16 protein-coding genes, 2 tRNA genes and 1 riboswitch are annotated in these 19,519 nt (G+C 73.9%); of the genes, 7 read left to right on the top strand and 11 right to left on the bottom strand.

Annotated features, from left to right (window positions below; all coding sequences use genetic code 11):
• Positions 1-63 precede the first annotated feature (63 nt).
• Entirely contained in the window at positions 64-2,178 is a 2,115-nt protein-coding gene (locus tag ACH4C6_RS17000; protein ID WP_398109328.1) for an asparagine synthase-related protein, read from the bottom strand.
• A gap of 879 nt (positions 2,179-3,057) precedes the next feature.
• Here ACH4C6_RS17000 and ACH4C6_RS16995 point away from each other — a divergent pair.
• The 4 genes from ACH4C6_RS16995 to ACH4C6_RS16980 all read left to right on the top strand — a co-directional run bounded on the left by ACH4C6_RS16995 (position 3,058) and on the right by ACH4C6_RS16980 (position 8,325).
• Complete coding sequence (locus ACH4C6_RS16995; protein WP_398109327.1) at positions 3,058-4,482, top strand: MFS transporter; 1,425 nt, start codon at positions 3,058-3,060, stop codon at positions 4,480-4,482.
• A 62-nt stretch (positions 4,483-4,544) separates the two neighbouring features.
• Entirely contained in the window at positions 4,545-5,750 is a 1,206-nt protein-coding gene (gene lhgO / locus ACH4C6_RS16990) for an L-2-hydroxyglutarate oxidase (protein ID WP_398109326.1), read from the top strand.
• A gap of 310 nt (positions 5,751-6,060) precedes the next feature.
• Positions 6,061-6,903, top strand: coding sequence for a tRNA (guanosine(46)-N7)-methyltransferase TrmB (gene trmB / locus ACH4C6_RS16985; RefSeq protein WP_398109325.1), 843 nt, complete (start codon positions 6,061-6,063; stop codon positions 6,901-6,903).
• Positions 6,904-6,960: 57 nt separating this feature from the next.
• Complete coding sequence (locus ACH4C6_RS16980; RefSeq protein ID WP_398109324.1) at positions 6,961-8,325, top strand: PrsW family intramembrane metalloprotease; 1,365 nt, start codon at positions 6,961-6,963, stop codon at positions 8,323-8,325.
• Positions 8,326-8,444: 119 nt separating this feature from the next.
• Here ACH4C6_RS16980 and ACH4C6_RS16975 read toward each other — a convergent pair whose 3' ends face one another.
• The 4 genes from ACH4C6_RS16975 to ACH4C6_RS16960 all read right to left on the bottom strand — a co-directional run bounded on the left by ACH4C6_RS16975 (position 8,445) and on the right by ACH4C6_RS16960 (position 12,379).
• On the bottom strand, positions 8,445-9,398 hold the full coding sequence (locus tag ACH4C6_RS16975) for an aldo/keto reductase (protein WP_398109323.1): 954 nt from the start codon (positions 9,396-9,398) through the stop codon (positions 8,445-8,447).
• 164 nt (positions 9,399-9,562) lie between these two features.
• Positions 9,563-10,594 carry a M23 family metallopeptidase gene (locus tag ACH4C6_RS16970; protein WP_398109322.1) on the bottom strand — a complete coding sequence of 344 codons (1,032 nt, stop codon included), beginning with the start codon at positions 10,592-10,594 and terminating at the stop codon, positions 9,563-9,565.
• Positions 10,595-10,605: 11 nt separating this feature from the next.
• A riboswitch (cyclic di-AMP (ydaO/yuaA leader) is annotated at positions 10,606-10,762 on the bottom strand.
• A gap of 346 nt (positions 10,763-11,108) precedes the next feature.
• Positions 11,109-11,182, bottom strand: a tRNA-Met gene (locus tag ACH4C6_RS16965).
• 66 nt (positions 11,183-11,248) lie between these two features.
• A complete protein-coding gene (locus ACH4C6_RS16960; protein ID WP_398109321.1) occupies positions 11,249-12,379 on the bottom strand; it encodes a dihydrofolate reductase family protein in 1,131 nt (376 codons plus the stop codon).
• 300 nt (positions 12,380-12,679) lie between these two features.
• Between ACH4C6_RS16960 and ACH4C6_RS16955 the strand changes: the two genes are divergently transcribed.
• A complete protein-coding gene (locus ACH4C6_RS16955; RefSeq protein ID WP_398109320.1) occupies positions 12,680-13,186 on the top strand; it encodes a MarR family winged helix-turn-helix transcriptional regulator in 507 nt (168 codons plus the stop codon).
• Positions 13,187-13,234: 48 nt separating this feature from the next.
• Here ACH4C6_RS16955 and ACH4C6_RS16950 read toward each other — a convergent pair whose 3' ends face one another.
• The 5 genes from ACH4C6_RS16950 to ACH4C6_RS16930 all read right to left on the bottom strand — a co-directional run bounded on the left by ACH4C6_RS16950 (position 13,235) and on the right by ACH4C6_RS16930 (position 17,383).
• Entirely contained in the window at positions 13,235-14,287 is a 1,053-nt protein-coding gene (locus tag ACH4C6_RS16950; protein ID WP_398109319.1) for a SpoIIE family protein phosphatase, read from the bottom strand.
• Entirely contained in the window at positions 14,287-14,730 is a 444-nt protein-coding gene (locus ACH4C6_RS16945) for an anti-sigma regulatory factor (RefSeq protein ID WP_398109318.1), read from the bottom strand. Before ACH4C6_RS16945 ends, ACH4C6_RS16950 begins: the two co-directional genes overlap by 1 nt.
• Entirely contained in the window at positions 14,730-15,152 is a 423-nt protein-coding gene (locus tag ACH4C6_RS16940) for an STAS domain-containing protein (RefSeq protein ID WP_398109371.1), read from the bottom strand. The genes ACH4C6_RS16945 and ACH4C6_RS16940 overlap by 1 nt, the downstream gene beginning before the upstream one ends.
• A 2-nt stretch (positions 15,153-15,154) precedes the next feature.
• Positions 15,155-16,063, bottom strand: coding sequence for an STAS domain-containing protein (locus tag ACH4C6_RS16935; protein WP_398109317.1), 909 nt, complete (start codon positions 16,061-16,063; stop codon positions 15,155-15,157).
• 147 nt (positions 16,064-16,210) lie between these two features.
• Positions 16,211-17,383 (bottom strand): PP2C family protein-serine/threonine phosphatase, encoded by a 1,173-nt coding sequence (locus ACH4C6_RS16930; protein ID WP_398109316.1) that lies wholly within the window; start codon positions 17,381-17,383, stop codon positions 16,211-16,213.
• Between the two features lie 145 nt (positions 17,384-17,528).
• On the opposite strand from ACH4C6_RS16930, the gene ACH4C6_RS16925 reads away from it, so the two are divergent.
• A complete protein-coding gene (locus tag ACH4C6_RS16925; RefSeq protein WP_398109315.1) occupies positions 17,529-18,023 on the top strand; it encodes a MarR family transcriptional regulator in 495 nt (164 codons plus the stop codon).
• A 356-nt stretch (positions 18,024-18,379) separates the two neighbouring features.
• On the top strand, positions 18,380-19,228 hold the full coding sequence (locus ACH4C6_RS16920; RefSeq protein WP_398109370.1) for an RNA polymerase sigma factor SigF: 849 nt from the start codon (positions 18,380-18,382) through the stop codon (positions 19,226-19,228).
• Between the two features lie 102 nt (positions 19,229-19,330).
• Here ACH4C6_RS16920 and ACH4C6_RS16915 read toward each other — a convergent pair.
• Positions 19,331-19,403: transfer RNA gene (locus ACH4C6_RS16915), tRNA-Lys, on the bottom strand.
• Positions 19,404-19,519: the final 116 nt, after the last annotated feature.

Raw genomic sequence — 19,519 nt, 5'->3', positions numbered from 1 at the left:
CGCCGGGACGACGGAACGGCCCGAGGCTTTCGCCGCGGGAGGGGCGGGACGCGCGCGGTGCTGCTACCCGCGCCGCCCTCCGGCCCCCGCTCCCAGCGCCCCCCGCCGCGGGGCGATTCCCGCCGGCACCGCTCGGGCCCTCGCGGGGGTGCCCGTCCAGCACGTGCCGCGACGGGACAGCAGGCGGCGCAGCCACAGTTCCAAGGAGACCAGTTCGGCGAGACCGTCCAGAGGGAGGGGTTCGCCCGCCGCCGCGCCGCGCAGCGCCTTGCGGACCACGCGGGCCTCCACCAGTCCCGCCTCCGCCAGCAGCGGCGTCTCGAACAGCCCGATCAGGGAGTCCGCCGCGACCCGCAGCCCCGTGCGCGCGGCGGCCGCCGTCGTCGCCGGGGCCGGGACGCCCCAGCCGGGCGGCAGCTCGCGCACGCCGGCCCCCTCCAGCACCGTGCGCAGGATCGCGGCCCGTGCCCCGGGGCGTACCCGCAGCGCCTCGGGCAGGGCGCGGGCCGCGCGGACGACCTGGTTGTCGAGGAAGGGCGCGTGCAGCCGCTGGAAGCGGATCTCCGCGGCCTGCTCCAGCACCCGCAGGTCGGCGGCGTAGCGGGCCAGGGCCGCACGCGCGCGGAAGTCGCCCGGCCGCTGCCCGGGCCCCACCAGCTCGGACCGGTGCGTGGCCGCCTGGAGGCGAACCGATACTTCGGCGAGCGCCTCACCGGTCAGCCAGCGCGCCGCCGGCCCGGGTCTGCCCCAGCTCAGCGCGGCGAGGGACGCCTCCACCGCCCCGCCGGACGCGTCGAGGCCGTCGTCCGGCCGCGGGTCGAGGAGCTGCCCGGCAAGGGACTCCAGGCCCGTGCGGTAGGGCGTACGGGACAGCCGCCGGGCCGCCGCGTACACCCGCGCGGGGACCAGCACCGACCCGTCGGCCTTGGTCAACGCCGCGACCGGGCGCACCAGATGGCGTCGCTTGCGGTCCATCAGCAGGTCGGCCAGGCGTGCCGGGTGCGCGTCCAGCACCTGCCGCGCCCCGTAGCCGGTGAAGTGGTCCGCGCTGCCCGCGGCGAGCCGGGCGCGGTGCCGTGCCGCCGTGACCAGGCACGGCCCGGGCTCGTCGGTCAGCGGTCCGTCGAGGTCGGCGTACGGCAGGGTCTCCTCGCCGCCCGCGACGACCACGTGGTGCAGCCGCGGGTTCGCGGCCAGCGCCCCGGCCTGCTCCAGCTCGGCCTCGGGCGCCTTGACGGCCAGGTCGTTGAAGGTGACGGCGAGCAGCCGCTCCCCCGCGCCCGTGCCGTGCCCGAGGACGGTGCCGGGCATCCCGGGCAGACCCGCGGCGAGCAGGGCCAGCGCGCCCGAGGCCGGGCCGCCGGACAGGTCGGCCCCGATGCCGGGCACGGGCATACCGCGCGCGGCACGCCGCTCGGCGGGGCCCATGCCGGGGACGGGCCCGGGGTCGATGTCCGCGCCGGGGACGTGCCGGGGGGCGGACAGGCGGGTGCGGACGGCCTCCACGAGCGCGTCGCGCACGGCGTCGACGGCGCTGTCGGGGTCGGCCGGCGGGGCGGCCACCGCCAGTGAGGCCCGCGGCTCGTACCCGGCGATCTCGCGGGCCCCGGCGCGCAGGATCAAGGCGTGCCCCGGCGGAATGCGCTTCACGCCGTCGTACGGCGTGGAGTCGTGCAGCGCGGCGGGGACGTCCGGGGCGGCCAGCAACGCGGCGAGGTGCCCGAAGTCGAGGTTGGCCTCGACGAGGTCGGCCAGCGGCAGGGCGGCGGTCGCGTACGCGGTGCCGCCGGCCCAGGGCGTGTGGAACACCGGCCGGACGCCCGCGAGATCACCGCAGACGGTGATCCTCCTGCCGACCTGGACGATCGCGGTGTAGCTGCCCGGCCACGCGGTCAGATGGCGCAGGGCCCCGCCCCGCGCGGCGAACAGAGCGACGCGCAACTGCTCGTCGGTGGCTCCGCAGATGCCGAGCACGGCGATGCGGGTGTGTTCGTCGGCCTTCACAACGCGGACCTCGTCAGGGCGCCAGTCGCCGACCGCCCACAGGGGATCCGGGTCGCCCCACAGGAGTTGGGACCCCACCGGGTGCAGCGTCTCGCCGTCGCTCCCCGTCGCCCCCGCCGTGCCGCCAGCGACGGCTCCCGCGGCGGTGCTGCTCCATCCCACCAACCACCGCATCGCCGCCTCCACAGGCTGTGGACAACCAGTGCACCGCACGAACCGGTTCACCATGCTGCCATGAAGGAAGCGCTCCGGAGGGTGCCCGCGCCGCTCGCGCTCCGCCGGATGCGCCCCGGCGGAGCCGTCCGCACGAGCCGGTGCACCCTCAACGCCCGTACCTGGCACGGCGATACGGGCGGCACGGACCACCGCCGGAAAGTCGGCGGAAGACGGCGGAGGCCGGTCAAGGGCGGCGGCGGAGGACGTACGCCCAGCACCGGAAGAACGAGGAGGAACGAGGAGGAACCGAGGAGACCGGCCGCAGGAGGAAGAGTCCGGCCAACATGCAAGGCAGGCGGGCGACATGTCCGCAGCAGGAGCGCGCCGCCAATGCGCCCCCGAAATGCGCCCCAATCACGCCCGAAGCGCCCTCGAGTACCGTGGTCGCGGCGTCGGCACAGCCCGGAAGGCGGGGTCGGTTTTCGGCCAAATAGCCGACGGACGACGGGAGTCGAACACGCTCCGTACAGGCTCCGCGCAGGACGGCCCGGCCGCGCAGTCCGGGAGACGGAACGCGCCTCCCGGACCGTTCCGCCGCCCGCGGGGATGAAGGCGGCGGTGTCCCCCAGCCCACTGGATCCAGTACAGCGGGCCGACCCACGCGGGAACCATGGAACCGCTCCCGGGATGGCCGGAGAAGAGCGCACGGGCGGGCGCACGGCCACACACCGGGAGCACGTTGCAACTGCCCGTATCTGAACCGCACTTCAGTACGGACCACAATCCCGCCAACCGGAAGAATGCCCCTTAACGCTTGGGATGCGGCGAACTACGCTGGGTTTACGAATGCCGCACGGTTATGCCAGCGCGGCAGCCGTCTGTGTCGAGGGGTGGCGCATGTCCAGGGAGCAACGCGGGCCGAACGAAAAGCTCGGCGCCGTTCTCGCCCTCGCGGGAATCTCCAACGCCGGCCTCGCGCGGCGCGTCAACGACCTTGGCGCCCAGCGGGGACTGACGCTTCGCTACGACAAGACCTCGGTGGCGCGCTGGGTGTCGAAGGGCATGGTGCCCCAGGGTGCGGCGCCGCACCTCATCGCCGCGGCCATCGGCCAGAAACTCGGCCGCCCGGTGCCGCTGCACGAGATCGGCCTCGCGGACGCCGACCCCGCGCCCGAGGTCGGGCTCGCCTTCCCCCGGGACGTCGGCCAGGCGGTGCGCTCCGCCACCGAGCTGTACCGCCTCGACCTCGCCGGCCGCCGTGCCGGCTCCGGCGGCATCTGGCAGTCGCTGGCCGGATCCTTCGCAGTAAGCGCGTACGCCACGCCCGCCTCGCGCTGGCTGATAACCCCGGCCGACAGTTCGGTGGCGCGTGACGTGGGTTCCGGCGAGGACTCCGGCGCACCGCTCAAAGTCGGCCACAGCGATGTGCAGAAACTGCGGGAGGCCGCCGAGGACGCCCGCCGCTGGGACTCCAAGTACGGCGGCGGCGACTGGCGTTCGTCGATGGTGCCCGAGTGCCTACGGGTCGAGGCGGCCCCCCTGCTGCTCGGCTCCTACACCGACGAGGTCGGCCGTGCCCTGTTCGGCGCCTCCGCCGAGCTCACCCGCCTCGCCGGCTGGATGGCCTTCGACACCGGCCAGCAGGAAGCCGCCCAGCGCTACTACATCCAGGCCCTGCGCCTGGCCCGGGCGGCCGCCGACGTCCCCCTCGGGGGCTACGTCCTGGCCTCCATGTCCCTCCAGGCCACTTACCGCGGCTTCGGCGACGAGGGCGTGGACCTCGCCCAGGCCGCCCTGGAGCGCAACCGCGGACTCGCCACGGCCCGCACCATGAGCTTCTTCCGCCTGGTCGAGGCACGCGCGCACGCGCGCGCCAACGACGCCCACGCGGCGGGCGGCGCCCTCAAGGCGGCCGAGAGCTGGCTGGAGCGGGCCCGGCCCGGCGACAACGACCCGAGCTGGCTCGGCTTCTACTCCTACGACCGGTTCTGCGCCGACGCCGCCGAGTGCTACCGCGACCTCAAGGCGCCCCGCCAGGTCCGCCGCTTCACCGAACAGGCGCTGTCGCGGCCCACGGAGGAGTTCGTCCGCTCGCACGGCCTGCGGCTGGTCGTCTCCGCCGTCGCCGAACTGGAGTCGGGGAACCTGGACGCCGCGTGCGAGCAGGGCGTACGGGCGGTCGAGGTCGCCGGCCGCATCTCCTCGGCCCGCACCACGGAGTACGTCAAGGACCTCCTGCACCGGCTGGAGCCCTACGGCGACGAGCCGCGGGTGGTCGAGCTGCGCGAACGGGCCCGGCCCCTGCTGGTGGCCCCCGCGTGAGCACCCGCCGTCCACGCGTTTGAAGCCGCTGTCAGTGGCGCAGTGCACTATCGAGGCGGGAGGTGGTGCGCGTGGGGACCGCATACGACGGCGACGTGCTGGTGATCGGTGGCGGGATCGTCGGCCTGTCCACGGCGTACGCGATCACGCGCGCCGCGCCGGGCACACGGGTCACCGTCCTGGAGAAGGAGCCGGGCCCGGCCCGCCACCAGACGGGCCGCAACAGCGGCGTGATCCACAGCGGCATCTACTACCGCCCCGGCTCCCTCAAGGCCCGCTACGCGGTGCGCGGCGCGGCCGAGATGGTCAAGTTCTGCGCCGAGTACGGCATCCCGCACGCGGTCACCGGCAAGCTGATCGTCGCGACCGACCGTACGGAGCTCCCCCGCCTGCACGCCCTCGTGCAGCGCGGCCGGGAGAACGGCATCCCGGTCCGTGAGCTGGGCGCCTCCCAGATCGCCGAGCACGAGCCGGAGGTCCGCGGCCTGGCCGCGATACACGTCGGCACGACCGGCGTCTGCGACTACGTCGAGGTCGCCCGCCGGCTGGCCCACGCCTCGGGCGCGGAGATCCGCTACGGCACCAGGGTAGTCCGCGTCGACCGGCGCCCCGAGCGCGGGGTCGCCGTGCTCACCGCGGCGGGCGAGATCGTCCGCGGGCGCGTCCTGGTGAACTGCGCGGGCCTGCACTGCGACGGGATCGCGCGCCTGACCGGGGACGACCCCGAGGTGCGGATCGTGCCGTTCCGGGGCGAGTACTACGAGCTGGCCCGGCCGGAGCTGGTGCGCGGTCTGGTCTACCCCGTCCCCGACCCGGCGTTCCCCTTCCTCGGCGTGCACCTCACCCGCGGCATCGACGGCGAGGTCCACCTCGGCCCCAACGCCGTCCCGGCCCTGGCCCGCGAGGGGTACGGCTGGACCACGCTGCGCCCGCGGGAGCTGGCCTCGACCCTGGCGTGGCCCGGCTCCTGGCGGATCGCCCACCGGCACTGGCGGTACGGGGCGGGGGAGCTACGGCGCTCCCTGTCCAAGAGCGCGTTCACGCGGGCGGTGCGCAGGATGCTGCCCGCCGTGACCGAGGACGACCTGGTCCCCGCGGCGGCGGGCGTGCGTGCCCAGGCCGTCCTGCGGGACGGAACCCTGGTCGACGACTTCCTGATCCGCGAGGCCCCGCGCACGGTCCACGTACTGAACGCCCCGTCCCCGGCGGCGACGGCCTCCCTCCCGATCGGCCGCGAGGTGGCCCGCAGAGCCCTGAACGCGCTGTAGCGGCGCAGCGGAGGCACGGAGTCGACGCCGAGGCCGGGCGGGACCGCAACCCGGCGTAGCGGCGGGCACGGCGCCGATGCCGAGGCCAGATAGGCCCGCAACCCGGCGGAACGGGGTGCCGCCGTACGACGCAAGGGGACGTGTCGGGGGGTGTCCGCCCGCAGCTGGTTGGCGCGTCGACGGACAGTGAGTCGGTGTGAGACCCCATCGCGCCGTTCCGAGGACGGACACCCCCCGACACGGCCCCGACCCACCACCGGCGCCAGGCGAAGCACAGGCGAAGCACCACGGCCGTAAAATCGGGACCACTGTGTCTGACTCCGCGAACACCCCCGAAACCCCGAGCCCTCACCCGCACACCCCGGGTGGCTCCCTCCGCCACACCCGGGCCAAGGGCGAGCCGCGTTTCCCCGACGGTCCGAAGCCGGACCCGGCCGGGTCGCACTTCGAGCGGCGCATCCGGAGTTTCCAGCCCCGGCGCAGCCGGGTAACGGCAGGCCAGGCCGACGCCCTGCAGCGGCTGTGGCCGAAGTGGGGCCTCGACATCGACGGCCACGCCCTCGACCTGCGCGACCTCTTCGGCGACGACCACCCCGTCGTCCTGGAGATCGGCTTCGGCATGGGCGAGGCCACGGCCCAGATGGCCGCGGCGGACCCCGCGACCAACGTCCTCGCCGTCGACGTCCACACACCCGGCCAGGGCAACCTGCTCAACCTCGCCGACCACAACGGCCTGTCCAACCTCCGCGTCGGCAACGGCGACGCGATCATCCTGCTGCGCGAGATGCTCGCCCCGGACTCCCTCGACGGCCTGCGCGTCTACTTCCCCGACCCGTGGCCCAAGAAGCGGCACCACAAGCGCCGGCTCATCCAGCCCGACTTCCTGACCCTCGCCGCCACCCGGCTGCGCCCCGGCGCGCTGCTGCACTGCGCCACCGACTGGGAGCCGTACGCCGAACAGATGCTCGACGTCCTCACGACTCACCCCGACTTCGAGAACACCCAGGCCGACGGCGGTTTCGCCCCGCGCCCCGACTTCCGGCCGCTGACCCGTTTCGAGGGCCAGGGACTGGACAAGGGACATGTCGTGAACGACCTCCTGTTCCGGCGCGTACCACACGCGGACCAACCCCAGCCCTCCGCCGGCGCCTGACCGCGCCCGTCACCTCCCGCCTGCGGACGGCGCCCCTCCGTCGTTAGGGTCGAAGCCGTGGCCACCAGTTCCCCGTTTCCGTATCCCAGCGGACCCGCCGACGGCACCCCCGTCGGCGGCTCCCTGCGGCACGCGCACTGGTGGCAGCGCCCCTGGGTGCGCTACGGCGCGCCCAGCACGCTCCTCGCGATATCCGGCCTGGTCATCCTCGCCCTGGTGCGCGAGGAGACCGGCACGGAAGGGTTCCTGGTCGGGCTGGGCCTGGCCGTCCTCCCGGTCCCCCTGCTGCTGGCGTCGTTCCGCTGGCTGGACCGGGTCGAACCGGGCCCCTGGCGGAACCTGCTGTTCTGCTTCGCCTGGGGCGCCTGCGCGGCGGCGCTGATAGCGATCGTCGCCAACAGCTTCGCGACGAGATGGATAGCCACGGCCACCGCGGACCCGTCCAGCGCGGACACGCTCGGCGCGACGGTGATAGCGCCGGTGGTCGAGGAGTCCGCCAAGGCGGCGGCCGTCCTGCTGGTCTTCCTGTTCCGGCGCCGCGACTTCACCGGGATCATCGACGGCGTCGTCGTGGCCGGCGTCACGGCGACCGGCTTCGCGTTCACCGAGAACATCCTCTACCTGGGCACCGCCTTCGGCACGGACCAGATGACCGGCGGCACGGGCATCGCGTCCGTCACGGCGGCGACCTTCTTCGTCCGCATCATCATGTCGCCGTTCGCCCACCCCCTGTTCACGGTCCTGACCGGCATCGGCTTCGGCGTCGCCGCGCTCGCCGGGGACCGCGCCCGGTTCCGCCGGGTGGCGTTCCCGCTCGCCGGCCTGCTGCTGGCGATGGGCATGCATGCGATGTGGAACGGCTCCGCGTCGTTCGGCGAGTACGGCTTCTTCGCCGTGTACGCGGCGTTCATGGTGCCGATCTTCGGCCTGCTGACCTGGCTGGTGATCTGGACCCGGCAGCGGGAGCTGCGGACCGTGCGCGAGGAGTTGCCCGCGTACGCGGTGGCCGGCTGGCTGGACCCGGCGGAGCCGTACGCGCTGGGCTCGATGCGGGCCCGGCGGATCGCCCGCGCCCACGCCCGGCGCCACGCGGGCAGGGGCGCGGCGCGCGAGGTGGCCCGGTACGAGGCGTACGCGACGTCCCTCGCGTTCCTCCGGCACCGGGCCCGCCGCGGCCGGGCCGGCGCCGGGTTCACCGTCCGCGAGCAGGAACTGCTCGGCGAGCTGTGGCGGCGCCGGGAGGCGGCCCGCCCGGCCCTGGTCCACGCGGCCCGGGTGACCTCCCCGCCACCCCCGGCAATGGCGCCGCCCTGGCCGGTGCACGGGGTGTACGGCGCATACGGCGCAAACAGCGCGCACGGCGCGTACGGCCGGCCCCACCGGCCGGCTCCCCACCCGGCGTACAACCCCTACCGCTCCTGAGCCGCCACGGAGCCGCTCCTGAGCCGCTCCAAACCGCCGCTCAGCCACCACTCAGCCACCACTCAGCCACCACTCAGCCGCACTCAGCCGCCGCTGAGCCGCCGCTCCCCCTCGCTCCGTCAGGCGGAGGCCTCGTCGAGCCGGGCGGTCTCCGCCTCCGTCAGGGTCAGCCGCGCCACCCCCACCAGCGCCGGCAGCTGCTCCACCGTCCGCGCGGAGGCGATCGGCGCGACGACGGTCGGCCGGGCGGCGAGCCACGCCAGGGCGACCGTCGCCACCGGCACCTCGTGCGCCGCGGCGATCTCGTCGAGCGCGTCGAGCACCCGGCGCCCGCGCTCCGTCTCCAGGTGCCTGGCCGCGCCCCCGGCCCGCGCGCTCTCGACGTTCGTGCCGGGCCGGTACTTGCCCGTGAGGAAGCCCGACGCGAGGGCGTAGTACGGCACGGCCGCGAGGCCGCTGCGCTCGGCGAGGTCCTGGAGCCCGCCCTCGTAGGTGTCGCGGGAGACCAGGTTGTAGTGGGGCTGGAGGGCGACGTAGCGGGCCAGTCCCTCGCGGTCGGAGAACTCCAGGGACTCCCGCAGCCGCTCCGCGGAGATGTTGGAGGCGGCGATGTGCCGCACCTTGCCGGCCTTCACGAGCGCGTCGAGGGCGCCGATGATCTCCTCGACGGGCACCTCGGGCCGGTCGTAGTGGGTGTAGTACAGGTCGATGTGGTCGGTGCCCAGCCGGCGCAGGGAGGCGTCGGCGGCGGCCTTGATGGTGGCGGCGGACAGCCCCTGGAAGTCGGGGTGCTGGCTCACCTTGGTGGCGACGACGACCTCGGAGCGGTTCCCGCGCGCCCGGAGCCACCGGCCGAGGATGGTCTCGGACTCACCGCCCCGGTTGCCGTCGACCCACGCCGAGTAGACGTCGGCGGTGTCGACGAAGTTGCCGCCGGCCGCGGTGTAGGCGTCGAGGACGGCGAAGGACCGGTCCTCGTCGGCGGTCCAGCCGAAGACGTTGCCGCCGAGGGCGAGCGGGAAGACCTCGAGGTCGGAGGAGCCGAGCTTGCGCAGAGTCGTCGTAGCAGTCATACCCGGCGTCAACGACCGTGCGGAACGACACATTCCGGGAGCCGCGCAAAACCCGGGCAAACGAACCCGGGCAAACACCCCGGTCACCGAAAACCGAAAACCGGCAGCCCTGACGCCGGGGGGTCGTCGTCAGGGCTGCCGGTGCTTCGACGGGCGCGGTGCGTCTACGGGGTGAGTCCCTTGCCCCGCAGCCACGCCATGGGGTCGATGCCGCTCGCGGAGCCGCCGGAGTGGACTTCGAGGTGGAGGTGGGCGCCGGTGACGTTGCCGGTGGCGCCGACGCGGCCGATGACGTCGCCCGTGCCGACCTTCTGGCCGACGCTGACGCCGATCGACGACTGGTGCGCGTACCAGATCTCGGTGCCGTCATCGAGGGTGAGGACGGTCTTGTAGCCGTAGGAGCCGTTCCAGCCCGCCTCGGTGATGGTGCCGCTGTGGACCGCCTTGATCGGCGTGCCCGTGGGGGCGGCGAAGTCGAGGCCGGTGTGGTAGCCGGAGGACCAGTAGGCGCCGGCCTGGCCGAAGGTGGAGGTGAGGGTGTACGAGGAGGTCGGCAGCGTGTACTGCTTCGCGAGGGCGGCGAGCCGCTCGGCCTCGGCCTTCTTCTCGGCCGCCTCCTCCGCCTTCTTCTTCGCCTCGGCGGCCTTGGCCTTGGCCTCCTTCTCGGCCTTGGCGACGGCTTCCTGGGCCGCCTTCTCGGCGGCGGCCGCGGCGTCCTGGGCGGCCTTGGTGTCGATCTGGTCCTGCTGGTGCTCGACCTGGGCCATGATCCGGGCGCGCAGGGCCTCACCGGCGCCGTCGGTGCCCGGCTCGGCCTCGGCGGTCGTGGTGCCCAGGCTGCTGAGCGGGGTGGCGGAACCTTCGGGGGTGTCGTCGTCCGAGAGGAGGGAACCCACCGAGGGAAGGTCCGGGACGGAGATCGACACCGGCGGCTTGCCGGTCTGGGCGCTGGCCATGCCGCCCGCGCCGACGGCGGCTATGACGCCGACACCGAGGACGGTGGAGCTGCGGGCGAGTCCTCCGCCGCGCTGCTTGGAGACGCGGTGCCGGCCACGGACGGGGCGGATGGACTCCGCGGTGGGGTTCCACTCCTGGAACGGGCCCTCGTCGGTGCGCTGACGGCCGAAGCCGAAGGTCTCGGGGTCGCGCTGGTCCGCCGCGAACGGGGCAGCGGGGGCAGGCCGGTTGGACGCCACGTGGGCGTGCTCCTTTCCTTCCTTCTCGCCTACCGGGTTAGCTGACGGGTTCGGAGCAGGAAGGTCTCCTACGCGCGTATACCTGCCGTGCTGCCACGGCGGCATCCGCCCGATTCACCCCAAGTGGTGGTTCCCCGGTTCCCTCGCGGGATTCGGCGCGTGCGCACGGAGCCGCCTTCTGTGACGGCTGGGACGACCGCGCTGCGTTATCGAACGTTAATGGATGGCGCGGTGCGTATTCCAGCGCTTCCGCTTGATCATTAACCTTTTTCGCGCGGACCAACCTGCCATGACCGGGGTGAATCGGGCGAGTTGACCGCCTCCCGGGCTCCGCAAGGGACTTGACGGTGTGTCAGTTGTTATGCGCTGCGAGGCGGTTCACTCACCGTGTGTGACGGCCGGTCGACGGCTGGAGGGAAACGGCCCGGAAGGCTGGAGAGAGAAGGCCCATATGGCCGGAGGGACAACGCACCGAGGGCCGGAACCCTTTCGGATTCCGGCCCTCGGCCTTCAGTAGCGGGGACAGGATTTGAACCTGCGACCTCTGGGTTATGAGCCCAGCGAGCTACCGAGCTGCTCCACCCCGCGTCGTTGTGTTCACCAGTGTACGCCATCCGCGGGACGTCTCGCGCACACCCCGTATCGGCGCCGCGCTCAGGTCACCAGATGCCGGTTCGGCGCCTTGGCCCGCTCCTCGTGCTCGGGCAGGACGACGACCTGCGCTCCCCCGGCGGCCAGGACTCCGCTGCCGTCGGCCCCGGCCACGAAGGTGTCCGGCTCGCGCCAGGCCGTGACGACCCGCCGCACGCCCGCGTCGAGGATCAGCCGGGCGCAGGGTGCCGGGCGCGAGGCGCGGCGGGCGCAGGGTTCGAGGCTGCTGTAGACGGTCGCCCCGGCCAGCCTGGGGTCGGCCGGGTCGAGCTTGGCCAGGGCCGCCTCCTCGGCGTGCACGACCGGGTCGCCGCCCTCGCGTGAGTGGCCGCGGGCCAGTTCGGTGCCGTCGGCCGCGACCACCACCGCCCCGACGCTGAACGCGGTCCCGGAGGGCGGGCAGAGCTCCGCCAGCTCGCAGGCGGCGGCCAGCCAGTGGTGGTCGGCGGCGACCGGGAGCGGCCCGGTGCCGGGGGCGGTCGGTTCGTAGCGCATCAGGACGACGTCCTCGATCCGGCGGGTGTCGAGCAGCCGCAGCCGACCGGGCGGGTAGCCGCCGGGTCCGAAGAGGCGGGGCGCGGCGGGGTCGCCCACGAAGAGCGGGGCGAGGACCAGCTGGATCTCGTCGGCGAGCTCCTGGGTGAGCAGCTGGGTGTGGATCAGGCCGCCGCCCTCGACCATCAGCCGCCGCACGCCCCGCACGTCGTGCAGGTGGGTGAGGAGCCGGCGCCAGTCGAGGCTCGCGCCCAGGGGGACGACGTCGGTGGCGAGGCCGAGGGCGCGGGCGCGCCGCGCGCCCTCGTCGGTGGTGTAGAGGACCTTCTCGCCGCCGGTGTGCCAGAAGTTGGCGTCCGGGTCGAGGTCGCCGGTGCCGCTGACGGTGACCTTGAGGGGGTACTCGGGCCGGCCCGCGGCGGCACGGGCGGCGCGGCGCTGCGGGGAGTTGACCAGGAGGCGGGGGTTGTCGGCCCGGATCGTGCCCGCGCCGACCAGAATCGCGTCGACGGACGCGCGCACCTCGTCGACCCGGTCGAAGTCGGCCGGGCTCGACAGGAGCAGGCGTTCGGGTCCGGTGTCGTCCAGGTAGCCGTCGAGGGAGACGGCGGCGGACAGCAGGACGTACGGGTGAGGCATCGACGCTCCGCGGCTGGTCGGAAGGGCGGGACTGGACGGGACGGGCGGGACGGGCACGGGTGGGGCGGGACGGGGCTGGACGGGCAGAGTGGGACGTGGCCAAGTCTTACGCGGTCACCCGGCCGGACGTGGACGGCACCCCCCGCCGCCGGCCGCACCGGCGGAACTCGGCGCCGGCTGAACCGCCGTCCGGCCGGGGACGGCCGTGCAACGGTCTGCTTGCCGCTCGGCTCTTCGGGTACAGCCTTTGCAAGAGGGCGACCTCCACAGCACCCGGAGCTTATGGAAAGTGACCGTTTTGTGACCGGATTCGGCGGGCCCGGTGACCACCGGGCCAGGGGGCCGGGTGAGGGCCCGGAAGCCGTCGCCTCGCAGATCGCCGATGCGGTGGACAGCCTGGCGGCCCTGTGGACGGTCGCGGCCCAGGAGGCGTCCCTGCGGCTGTCCCCGCATCAGTTGCGGGCGCTGCGCGCGGTGCAGACCGCACCCGGACTCAACCTCACCGCCCTGGCGGAGCGGCTGGACATCGGTCTGCCCACCGCCAGCCGCCTCTGCGACCGGCTCGCGGCGGCCGGCCTGCTGGAACGGGCCCCGCACCCGGACACCCGCCGTGAGGTCCAGCTCCGGCTCACCACGCACGGCCACAACGTCCTGAGCGACGTCGCCGCTCGCCGCACCCATGCCCTCACCGTCGCCGTGGCCGCGATGCGGCCGGCCGAACGGGACGCACTGAGAAGGGGATTGCGCGCCTTCCTGGCCGCCCAGCACCACACGCCTCCCCGGGCCGGCGAGCCACCGGGCCCGTGAGAAGTCCGGTGCGACGGAACGGCCGGTCCCCCGCCGCCACCCCGGCCCTCACGCCCCGGGCGAGCCCCCCTTCAGCACCGCCACGCACGTGTCGTCGCTCACCGGCCGGGCCGCGCTGCCCGAGTCGCGCAGCACCACCGCGGCGACCACCGCCGGGTCGCAGGTCAGCAGCACGTCCTCGGGCGGGCTCCAGCGGCTGGGCAGACCGTCACTGTGCAGCACCAGCAGGCTGTCCTCGTGCCACGGCCCGCTCTGCACGGGGACGTCGGCCGGGGCCTGGGCGCCCACGATGCCGGGCCGGGACAGCAGCGGCCGCCACTCCCCGCCGGTGCGCAGCCGGGCGCCGACGTTGCCGATCCCGGCGAAGTCCAGCCGCCCCGCGGACGGATCGGCCTGCGCCACGGCGACGGCAGCCCCGCGGGTGGGGCGCAGAGCCGGGCCCAGACGCCGCAGGATCTCCGGCGGCGGCAGCTCGGCCAGGTCGCGCAGCGCGGTCACCGCCGCGGTGGAGGCCTCGGCGGCCTTCTCCCCGTGGCCGAGCCCGTCGGCGAGCAGCAGGGTCAGCCGGTCCCCGGCGCGGACACGGGCCCAGGCGTCGCCGGAGTGGGCCGCCCGGCCCAGGGGGACGTTGACACCGCCGGCGTGCGGGGGCGGCGCGGACGTCCCCGGGTGCCGCACGGCGATCCCGTGGTCGATCCGGGCCAGCACGACGGTGCCCCGGCCGACGGCGCTGTGCAGGTCGAAGTCGTTCGCGACCCGGCGGCACGTGCCCAGCCCCGCGCCCAGGGAGGCCGCGACGGTCGTGGAGTAGCCGTCGCGCATCGCGGCGGCCACGTCCGGGATGCCGGGCCCGTGGTCCAGCGAGAGGAGCTGCACACAGGTGCGCGGACGGCCGCCGTCCGTCCGCTCGACGAGGCCGATGAGCACGTGGCCGCCCTCGGCGTGCCGCAGCAGGTTGGTCGCCAGTTCCGTGGCCACCAGGGCGGCGGACGCCGTGCGGTGCGCGGGCAGTCCGGCGCAGGCGCTGGCCTCCTCGGCGGCGACCCGGACGTCCCGCACCCGGGTCGAGTCGTCCACGGGCACGTCCCAGACCCTGCTCATCAGGGCTCCGGCCGGGAGGGCGGTACGGCCGTGGCCCAGGCCGTGACGGTGACGGTGGTGCCCTCACCCGGCCGGCTGTCCACCCGGAACTCGTGCACGAGCCGCTTGGCCCCGCTCATGCCCAGGCCCAGCCCGCCGCCGCTGGTGTAGCCGTCGGTCATGGCCAGGTCCAGGTCGCGGATGCCCGGCCCGGTGTCGACGAAGGCCAGCCGCAACCCCTGCGCCGGCCCGGTGGTCAGCGGGGTGATCTCCAGGTGGCCGCCACCGCCGTGGACGAGGGTGTTGCGGGCCAGTTCACTGGCCGCGGTGACCAGTTTGGTCTGCTGCACCAGACCGAAGCCCAGCTCGGCGGCCGCCTGCCGGACCTGCTGCCGCACCCAGGCCAGATCGGCGTCCGAGCCGATCGGCAGGGTGGCCGGGGCGGCATGGTGGGAAGCCTGCATCAGGGACTCCCCCCTCCGTCGCGCGGGTCGGCGGCGAGCAGCTCCATGGCGCGCTCGACGTCCAGGGCCGTTCTCAACCCCGGCAGTGTGAGGCCGAGTTCGACGAGGGTGATCGCCACGGCCGGACGCATCCCGGCCAGGACCGTGCGCGCCGCGAGCAGTTTCGCGCCGGCGGCGATCTCGGCGAGGACCCGGCCCAGGAACGAGTCGACGATCTCCACGCCGGAGATGTCGATGACGACCCCGGTCACCCCGGACCCGGCGATCCGGGCCGCGACGTCGTGCTGCAACTGCTCGGCCATGGCGTCGTGCAACTCGCCCTGGAGCGTGACCAGCAGGACGTCGCCCAGTCGGAGCACCGGCACGGTGAAGGAGTGCCCGGGCACCGGCGCGGACAGCGGGGACCCGTCCCCCGCGGGCAGCGTCACCGCGCGCCCGCGTCCGCCGGGTCGGCCGAGCGCAGCGGCGCGATCTCCACGCCCTGCCGGCCGAGCGCGTAGGCCAGCGCGTCGGCCAGGCTCGCCCGGGTGATCACCGTGCCGAGGTCGATGCCCAGGTGGACGATCGTCTGCGCGATCGCGGGCCGGATGCCCGAGACGATGCACTCGGCGCCCATCAGCCGGGCCGCCGCGACCGTCTTCATCAGGTGCTGGGCGACCAGCGAGTCGACCGTGGGCACACCGGTGATGTCGAGGATGGCGTACCGGGCGCGCTCGGCGACGATCGCGTTCAGCAGGCTCTCCATGACCACCTGGCTGCGCGCGCTGTCGAGCGTGCCGATGAGCGGGACGGCGACCGTGCTGTCCCACAGCTTGATCACGGGGGTGGCCACCTCGTGCAACTGCTCGCGCTGCCGGGCGATCAGCGCCTCGCCCGCGCTGAGCGTGGTCTCCATCACGACCAGCCGCAGCGTGCCCATGAGCACGGTGAGCGCCACCACGCACTCCTGCGCGTCCGGCGAGCCGGGGTCCTCGAACTCGGCGCGCAGCAGGTCCACCGCCGGGAGCCGCAGCGCGGCCACCTCGCCGGCGACCCCGTCCGGATCGATGCCCGTACGGGCGCGGGAGGCGGCCATGCGGCCCAACTGGTCGCGCACCGCCTCGAATCCGGGCGCGCGGATGTCGTCCAGCCGCTCGGAGGCGGCGACGGCGGCGAGGGCGGCGAGCACGGCCCGGCCCGCCTCGACCGCCTCGTCACGGGAGACCGTGAAGACGGTGCGGAACAGCGCGGCGTCCGCCCACCGCTGGGCGATCTGCTCCCGCCGCCGTTCCAGGAAGGCGCTCACCTGCTGCGCGGCCGGCCCCTGCCCGGCGTGTGCTTCCGACACCGTCACTTGCATCGCTCCCTCACGCGGGCCGAACCGAGGTCCATCACGGCGCCCTCACCGATTACTTGCCCTATGACAAACATTAGTGCCGACGGTCGGCACCACCAAACAGTCGTACACCGACGCTCCTGACCGGGCGCCTTCCCCCGTCCTTCACCGGCCACGCCAGTCCAGACACACCACGAGGGCGTCATCGTCCGGGACGGGCCGGCCGCGGTGGCCGGACAGCTCGCGCAGGATGGCCCGGGGCACGTCGGCCGCCGGCAGCAGCCGGGTCGACTGGATCGCCCGGGCCAGGGCGGCGTCGCCGTAGGTCTCACCGCCGGGGGAGGCGACGTCGTAGACGCCGTCGCTGACGAACACCAGCCGGTCGCCGGGCTCCACGGCGAACTCCTGCACGACGTAGTCCGTCTCCTCGAACATGCCGAGCGGCAGCTGGGCGTCGAAGGCGACCCGCTCCACCGTGCCGCGGCGCAGCCGCAGCAGCTGCGGGGAGCCCGCGTCCACCGCCCGGGCGCGCCCGGTGGCCAGCTCGATGTCGAGCATCAGCACGGAGAGGTAGCAGCGGCCCCGGTAGTGCGCGTACACCGCCTGGTCCGCCAGCGCCGCCTGGTCGTCGATGGCCAGGCCGGCGCGGCGCGCGTTGCGCAGGGCGCTGATGGCCAGGCTGGTCAGCAGGGACGCCTCGATGCCCTCGCCCATGCCGTTGGTCACGTACAGGCTGAGCCGGTCGGCCGAGGCGGACCAGTCGAAGTTGTCCCCGAAGATCGCGTACGCAGGTTCCAGCTGCGCGCCCAGTTCGTACTCGGGACGGGCGCAGGAGCGGGCGGGCAGCAGCTGCCACTGCATCTCGGCGGCCAGCGTGAGCCGGTCCCGGCGGCGCGCCTGGAGGTAGAGGTCGGTGTCCCGCTCGGCCACGACCACCTCGTGCGCCAGCACCTCGGCGACCTCGGCCAGTTCGCCCACGCAGTCCTCGGCGTGACCGGCGTCCGGCAGGGTCACCGTCAGCACCCCGAGCCGGTCGCCGCGCACGCTGACCGGCAGGTGCGCGCGGACCGGGCCGCCCGCGACGTGCTCCAGGTGCGGCTCCTGCGCGCCGAAGGCCCGGCCCGCCGGGCTGTTGTGCACCGGCACCGGCTCCAGGGTGTGCGGCAGCACGGACACGGGCTGGAGCAGCGACATGCCGTAGTCGGCCAGGAACAGCTCGACGGAGTCCGCCGCGTACTGATCGGTCAGTACACGACGGACCGCGTCCAGCAGTTGATGGGGCGCCGCCGTGCGCAGGGCGCGCTCGGCGGCGACGAATCTGTTGTCGATCGCACTCACGACGTCAAAACACCTGTCTCTGCTCGATAAGTCGACGATTGCCGGACCCGGCCCCGGCAGCGGACACGGGCCGCTCCCTCACCGCCGGGCTGATCCGCACGAAAGGCCCTAGTACGCTGACGGCCACCCCGGTGCCTGCGAGAGTGTGACTGTGACTTCCCTCCGACCCCGCCCTGAGCCTGCCGAGGTCGCCCGTGTGACCTCGACGGCCGCGGAGTTGCTGGAGGTCCTGTGGGGCCGGGCCTCGACCGCGCCGGCCTCGGCCTCGCAGCTGCGCGTGCTGCTCATCCTCGAACACCACGACGGCATCAACCTGCGCACCCTCGCCGATTCCCTCGCCTCCACACCGCCCTCGACCAGCCGGCTCTGCGACCGGCTCCAGGCGGCCGGTTTCGTCGAGCGCGAGGTCAGCGCACCGGACCGGCGCGAGGTGCGGCTGCACCTCAGCGGGCGCGGCCGCGCCTTCCTGGCCGACCTGCGCCTGCGCCGGGAGCAGGCACTGCGCACGGTGCTGGACCAGATGCCCGCCGCCGAGCGGGTCGCGCTGCTGCGCGGACTGGAGGCGTTCTGCGAAGCGGCGGCGGCCCAGATACACGACGACTCCGACGATTCCCGCTCGTCCGGATCCCGGACTGCCTGACCTGCCCGCCGCGGCCCGGGATCGATTCTTCCCGTTCGCTCCCCCGGCACGTTCGGCACGGCTAGGTTGTTGTCCGCCAACTATAGTTGTCAAACGACAACTGTCCGCTCCGGATGTCCCTCGGCCCCTTTCCGCGCCCCACACCGTCCCCACCCTCCTGCCCGTCCGGTCGGCCCGCACGGTCGCAGCACATGTCCGGTTACCCCGGCACCGCCCCGGCCTGCGTCGACTGTGGTCAACGTCTCGGCGGCGCACCCGGGGGCATGGGAGGGGAGACTGTGGGTAGCGGCGCTGAAGGTGGCCTGCCGGGGGACCGGAGCGGGCCGGACTACGAGGGAGGGCCCGTGACCGCGACCATGCGCATCGGCACGACGACGGATTCCGCCACCGGGACCGGTGCGGAGCTGCCCCGGATCGCCGAGCCGCAGAAGCTCGCCCCGCAGGACGCGCGCGAGCTGACGGGTCAGTTCCTCGACCGTCTCGCGGTACTGGAGGAGGGCACGCCCGAGTACCAGTACGCGCGCAACACGCTCATCGAGATGAACATGTCGCTGGTGCGGTTCGCGGCCCGCCGCTTCCGTGCCAACGGCCAGTCGATGGAGGACGTCGTCCAGGTCGGCGTCATCGGGCTGATCAAGGCCATCGACCGCTTCGAGGTCTCCCGCGAGGTGCAGTTCACGAGCTTCGCGGTGCCGTACATCATCGGGGAGATCAAGCGGTTCTTCCGCGACACCTCGTGGGCGGTGCACGTGCCGCGCCGGCTCCAGGAGGCCCGTACCGAACTCGCCAAGGCCACCGAGGAGCTGGCCTCGCGGCTCGGCCGCGCCCCGCGGGTGTCCGAGCTGGCCGCGCTGATGAACCTGTCGGAGGAGGAGGTCGTCGAGGCACAGATCGCGGCCAACGGCTACACGTCCTCCTCCCTCGACGCGGCGATCACCGGCGAGTCCGACGAGGGCGACGCGACGCTGTCGGCGTTCATCGGCGGGGACGACCCGGCTCTCGAACTCGTCGAGGACTTCCACACGCTGGCCCCGCTGGTCGCCGAACTGGACGAGCGCCAGCGGCTGATCCTGCACCTGCGCTTCGTGGAGGAGCTGACCCAGGCCGAGATCGGCGCCCGCCTCGGCATCTCCCAGATGCACGTCTCCCGGCTGATCTCCCGCACGGTGGCCCGGCTGCGTTCGGGGATGCTCGCCACGAGCTGACGCGGCCCTGCCCCGCTGGACGAGAAAAGCGCCCCGACCGGTCTCCCCGGTCGGGGCGCTTCTTCGAGCGGCCGGAGGGCGTCTGCCCCGGCTGCCTCGCGGTAGGCCCTGTGGGACTCGAACCCACAACCAATGGATTAAAAGTCCACTGCTCTGCCAATTGAGCTAAGGGCCCAGGCGATGTCGCCCCCACGAGCATAGCCGGACGACGCCGCGTCTCCGATCGGGTATCCGGCTCGGGGCCCTGCCGGAGGGACGAACAGGGCCGATGGGTCCCACGCGCCGCCCGCC

It is taken from the genome of Streptomyces sp. NPDC017943 (genome assembly GCF_044328425.1).
GTDB lineage: Bacteria > Actinomycetota > Actinomycetes > Streptomycetales > Streptomycetaceae > Streptomyces > Streptomyces djakartensis_A.
The sequence above is the reverse complement of the archived record's forward strand: the minus strand, read 5'-3'. Positions and strand labels throughout refer to the sequence as shown.

Bases quoted from the DNA above. Each gene is read 5' to 3' on its own strand.
- ACH4C6_RS16995 (WP_398109327.1), top strand. From the start codon at position 3,058: ATGTCCAGGGAGCAACGCGGGCCGAACGAAAAGCTCGGCGCCGTTCTC.
- ACH4C6_RS16975 (WP_398109323.1), bottom strand. From the start codon at position 9,398: ATGACTGCTACGACGACTCTGCGCAAGCTCGGCTCCTCCGACCTCGAG.
- ACH4C6_RS16960 (WP_398109321.1), bottom strand. From the start codon at position 12,379: ATGCCTCACCCGTACGTCCTGCTGTCCGCCGCCGTCTCCCTCGACGGC.
- ACH4C6_RS16945 (WP_398109318.1), bottom strand. From the start codon at position 14,730: ATGCAGGCTTCCCACCATGCCGCCCCGGCCACCCTGCCGATCGGCTCG.
- ACH4C6_RS16920 (WP_398109370.1), top strand. From the start codon at position 18,380: ATGCGCATCGGCACGACGACGGATTCCGCCACCGGGACCGGTGCGGAG.
- ACH4C6_RS16950 (WP_398109319.1), bottom strand. From the start codon at position 14,287: ATGAGCAGGGTCTGGGACGTGCCCGTGGACGACTCGACCCGGGTGCGG.
- ACH4C6_RS17000 (WP_398109328.1), bottom strand. From the start codon at position 2,178: ATGCGGTGGTTGGTGGGATGGAGCAGCACCGCCGCGGGAGCCGTCGCT.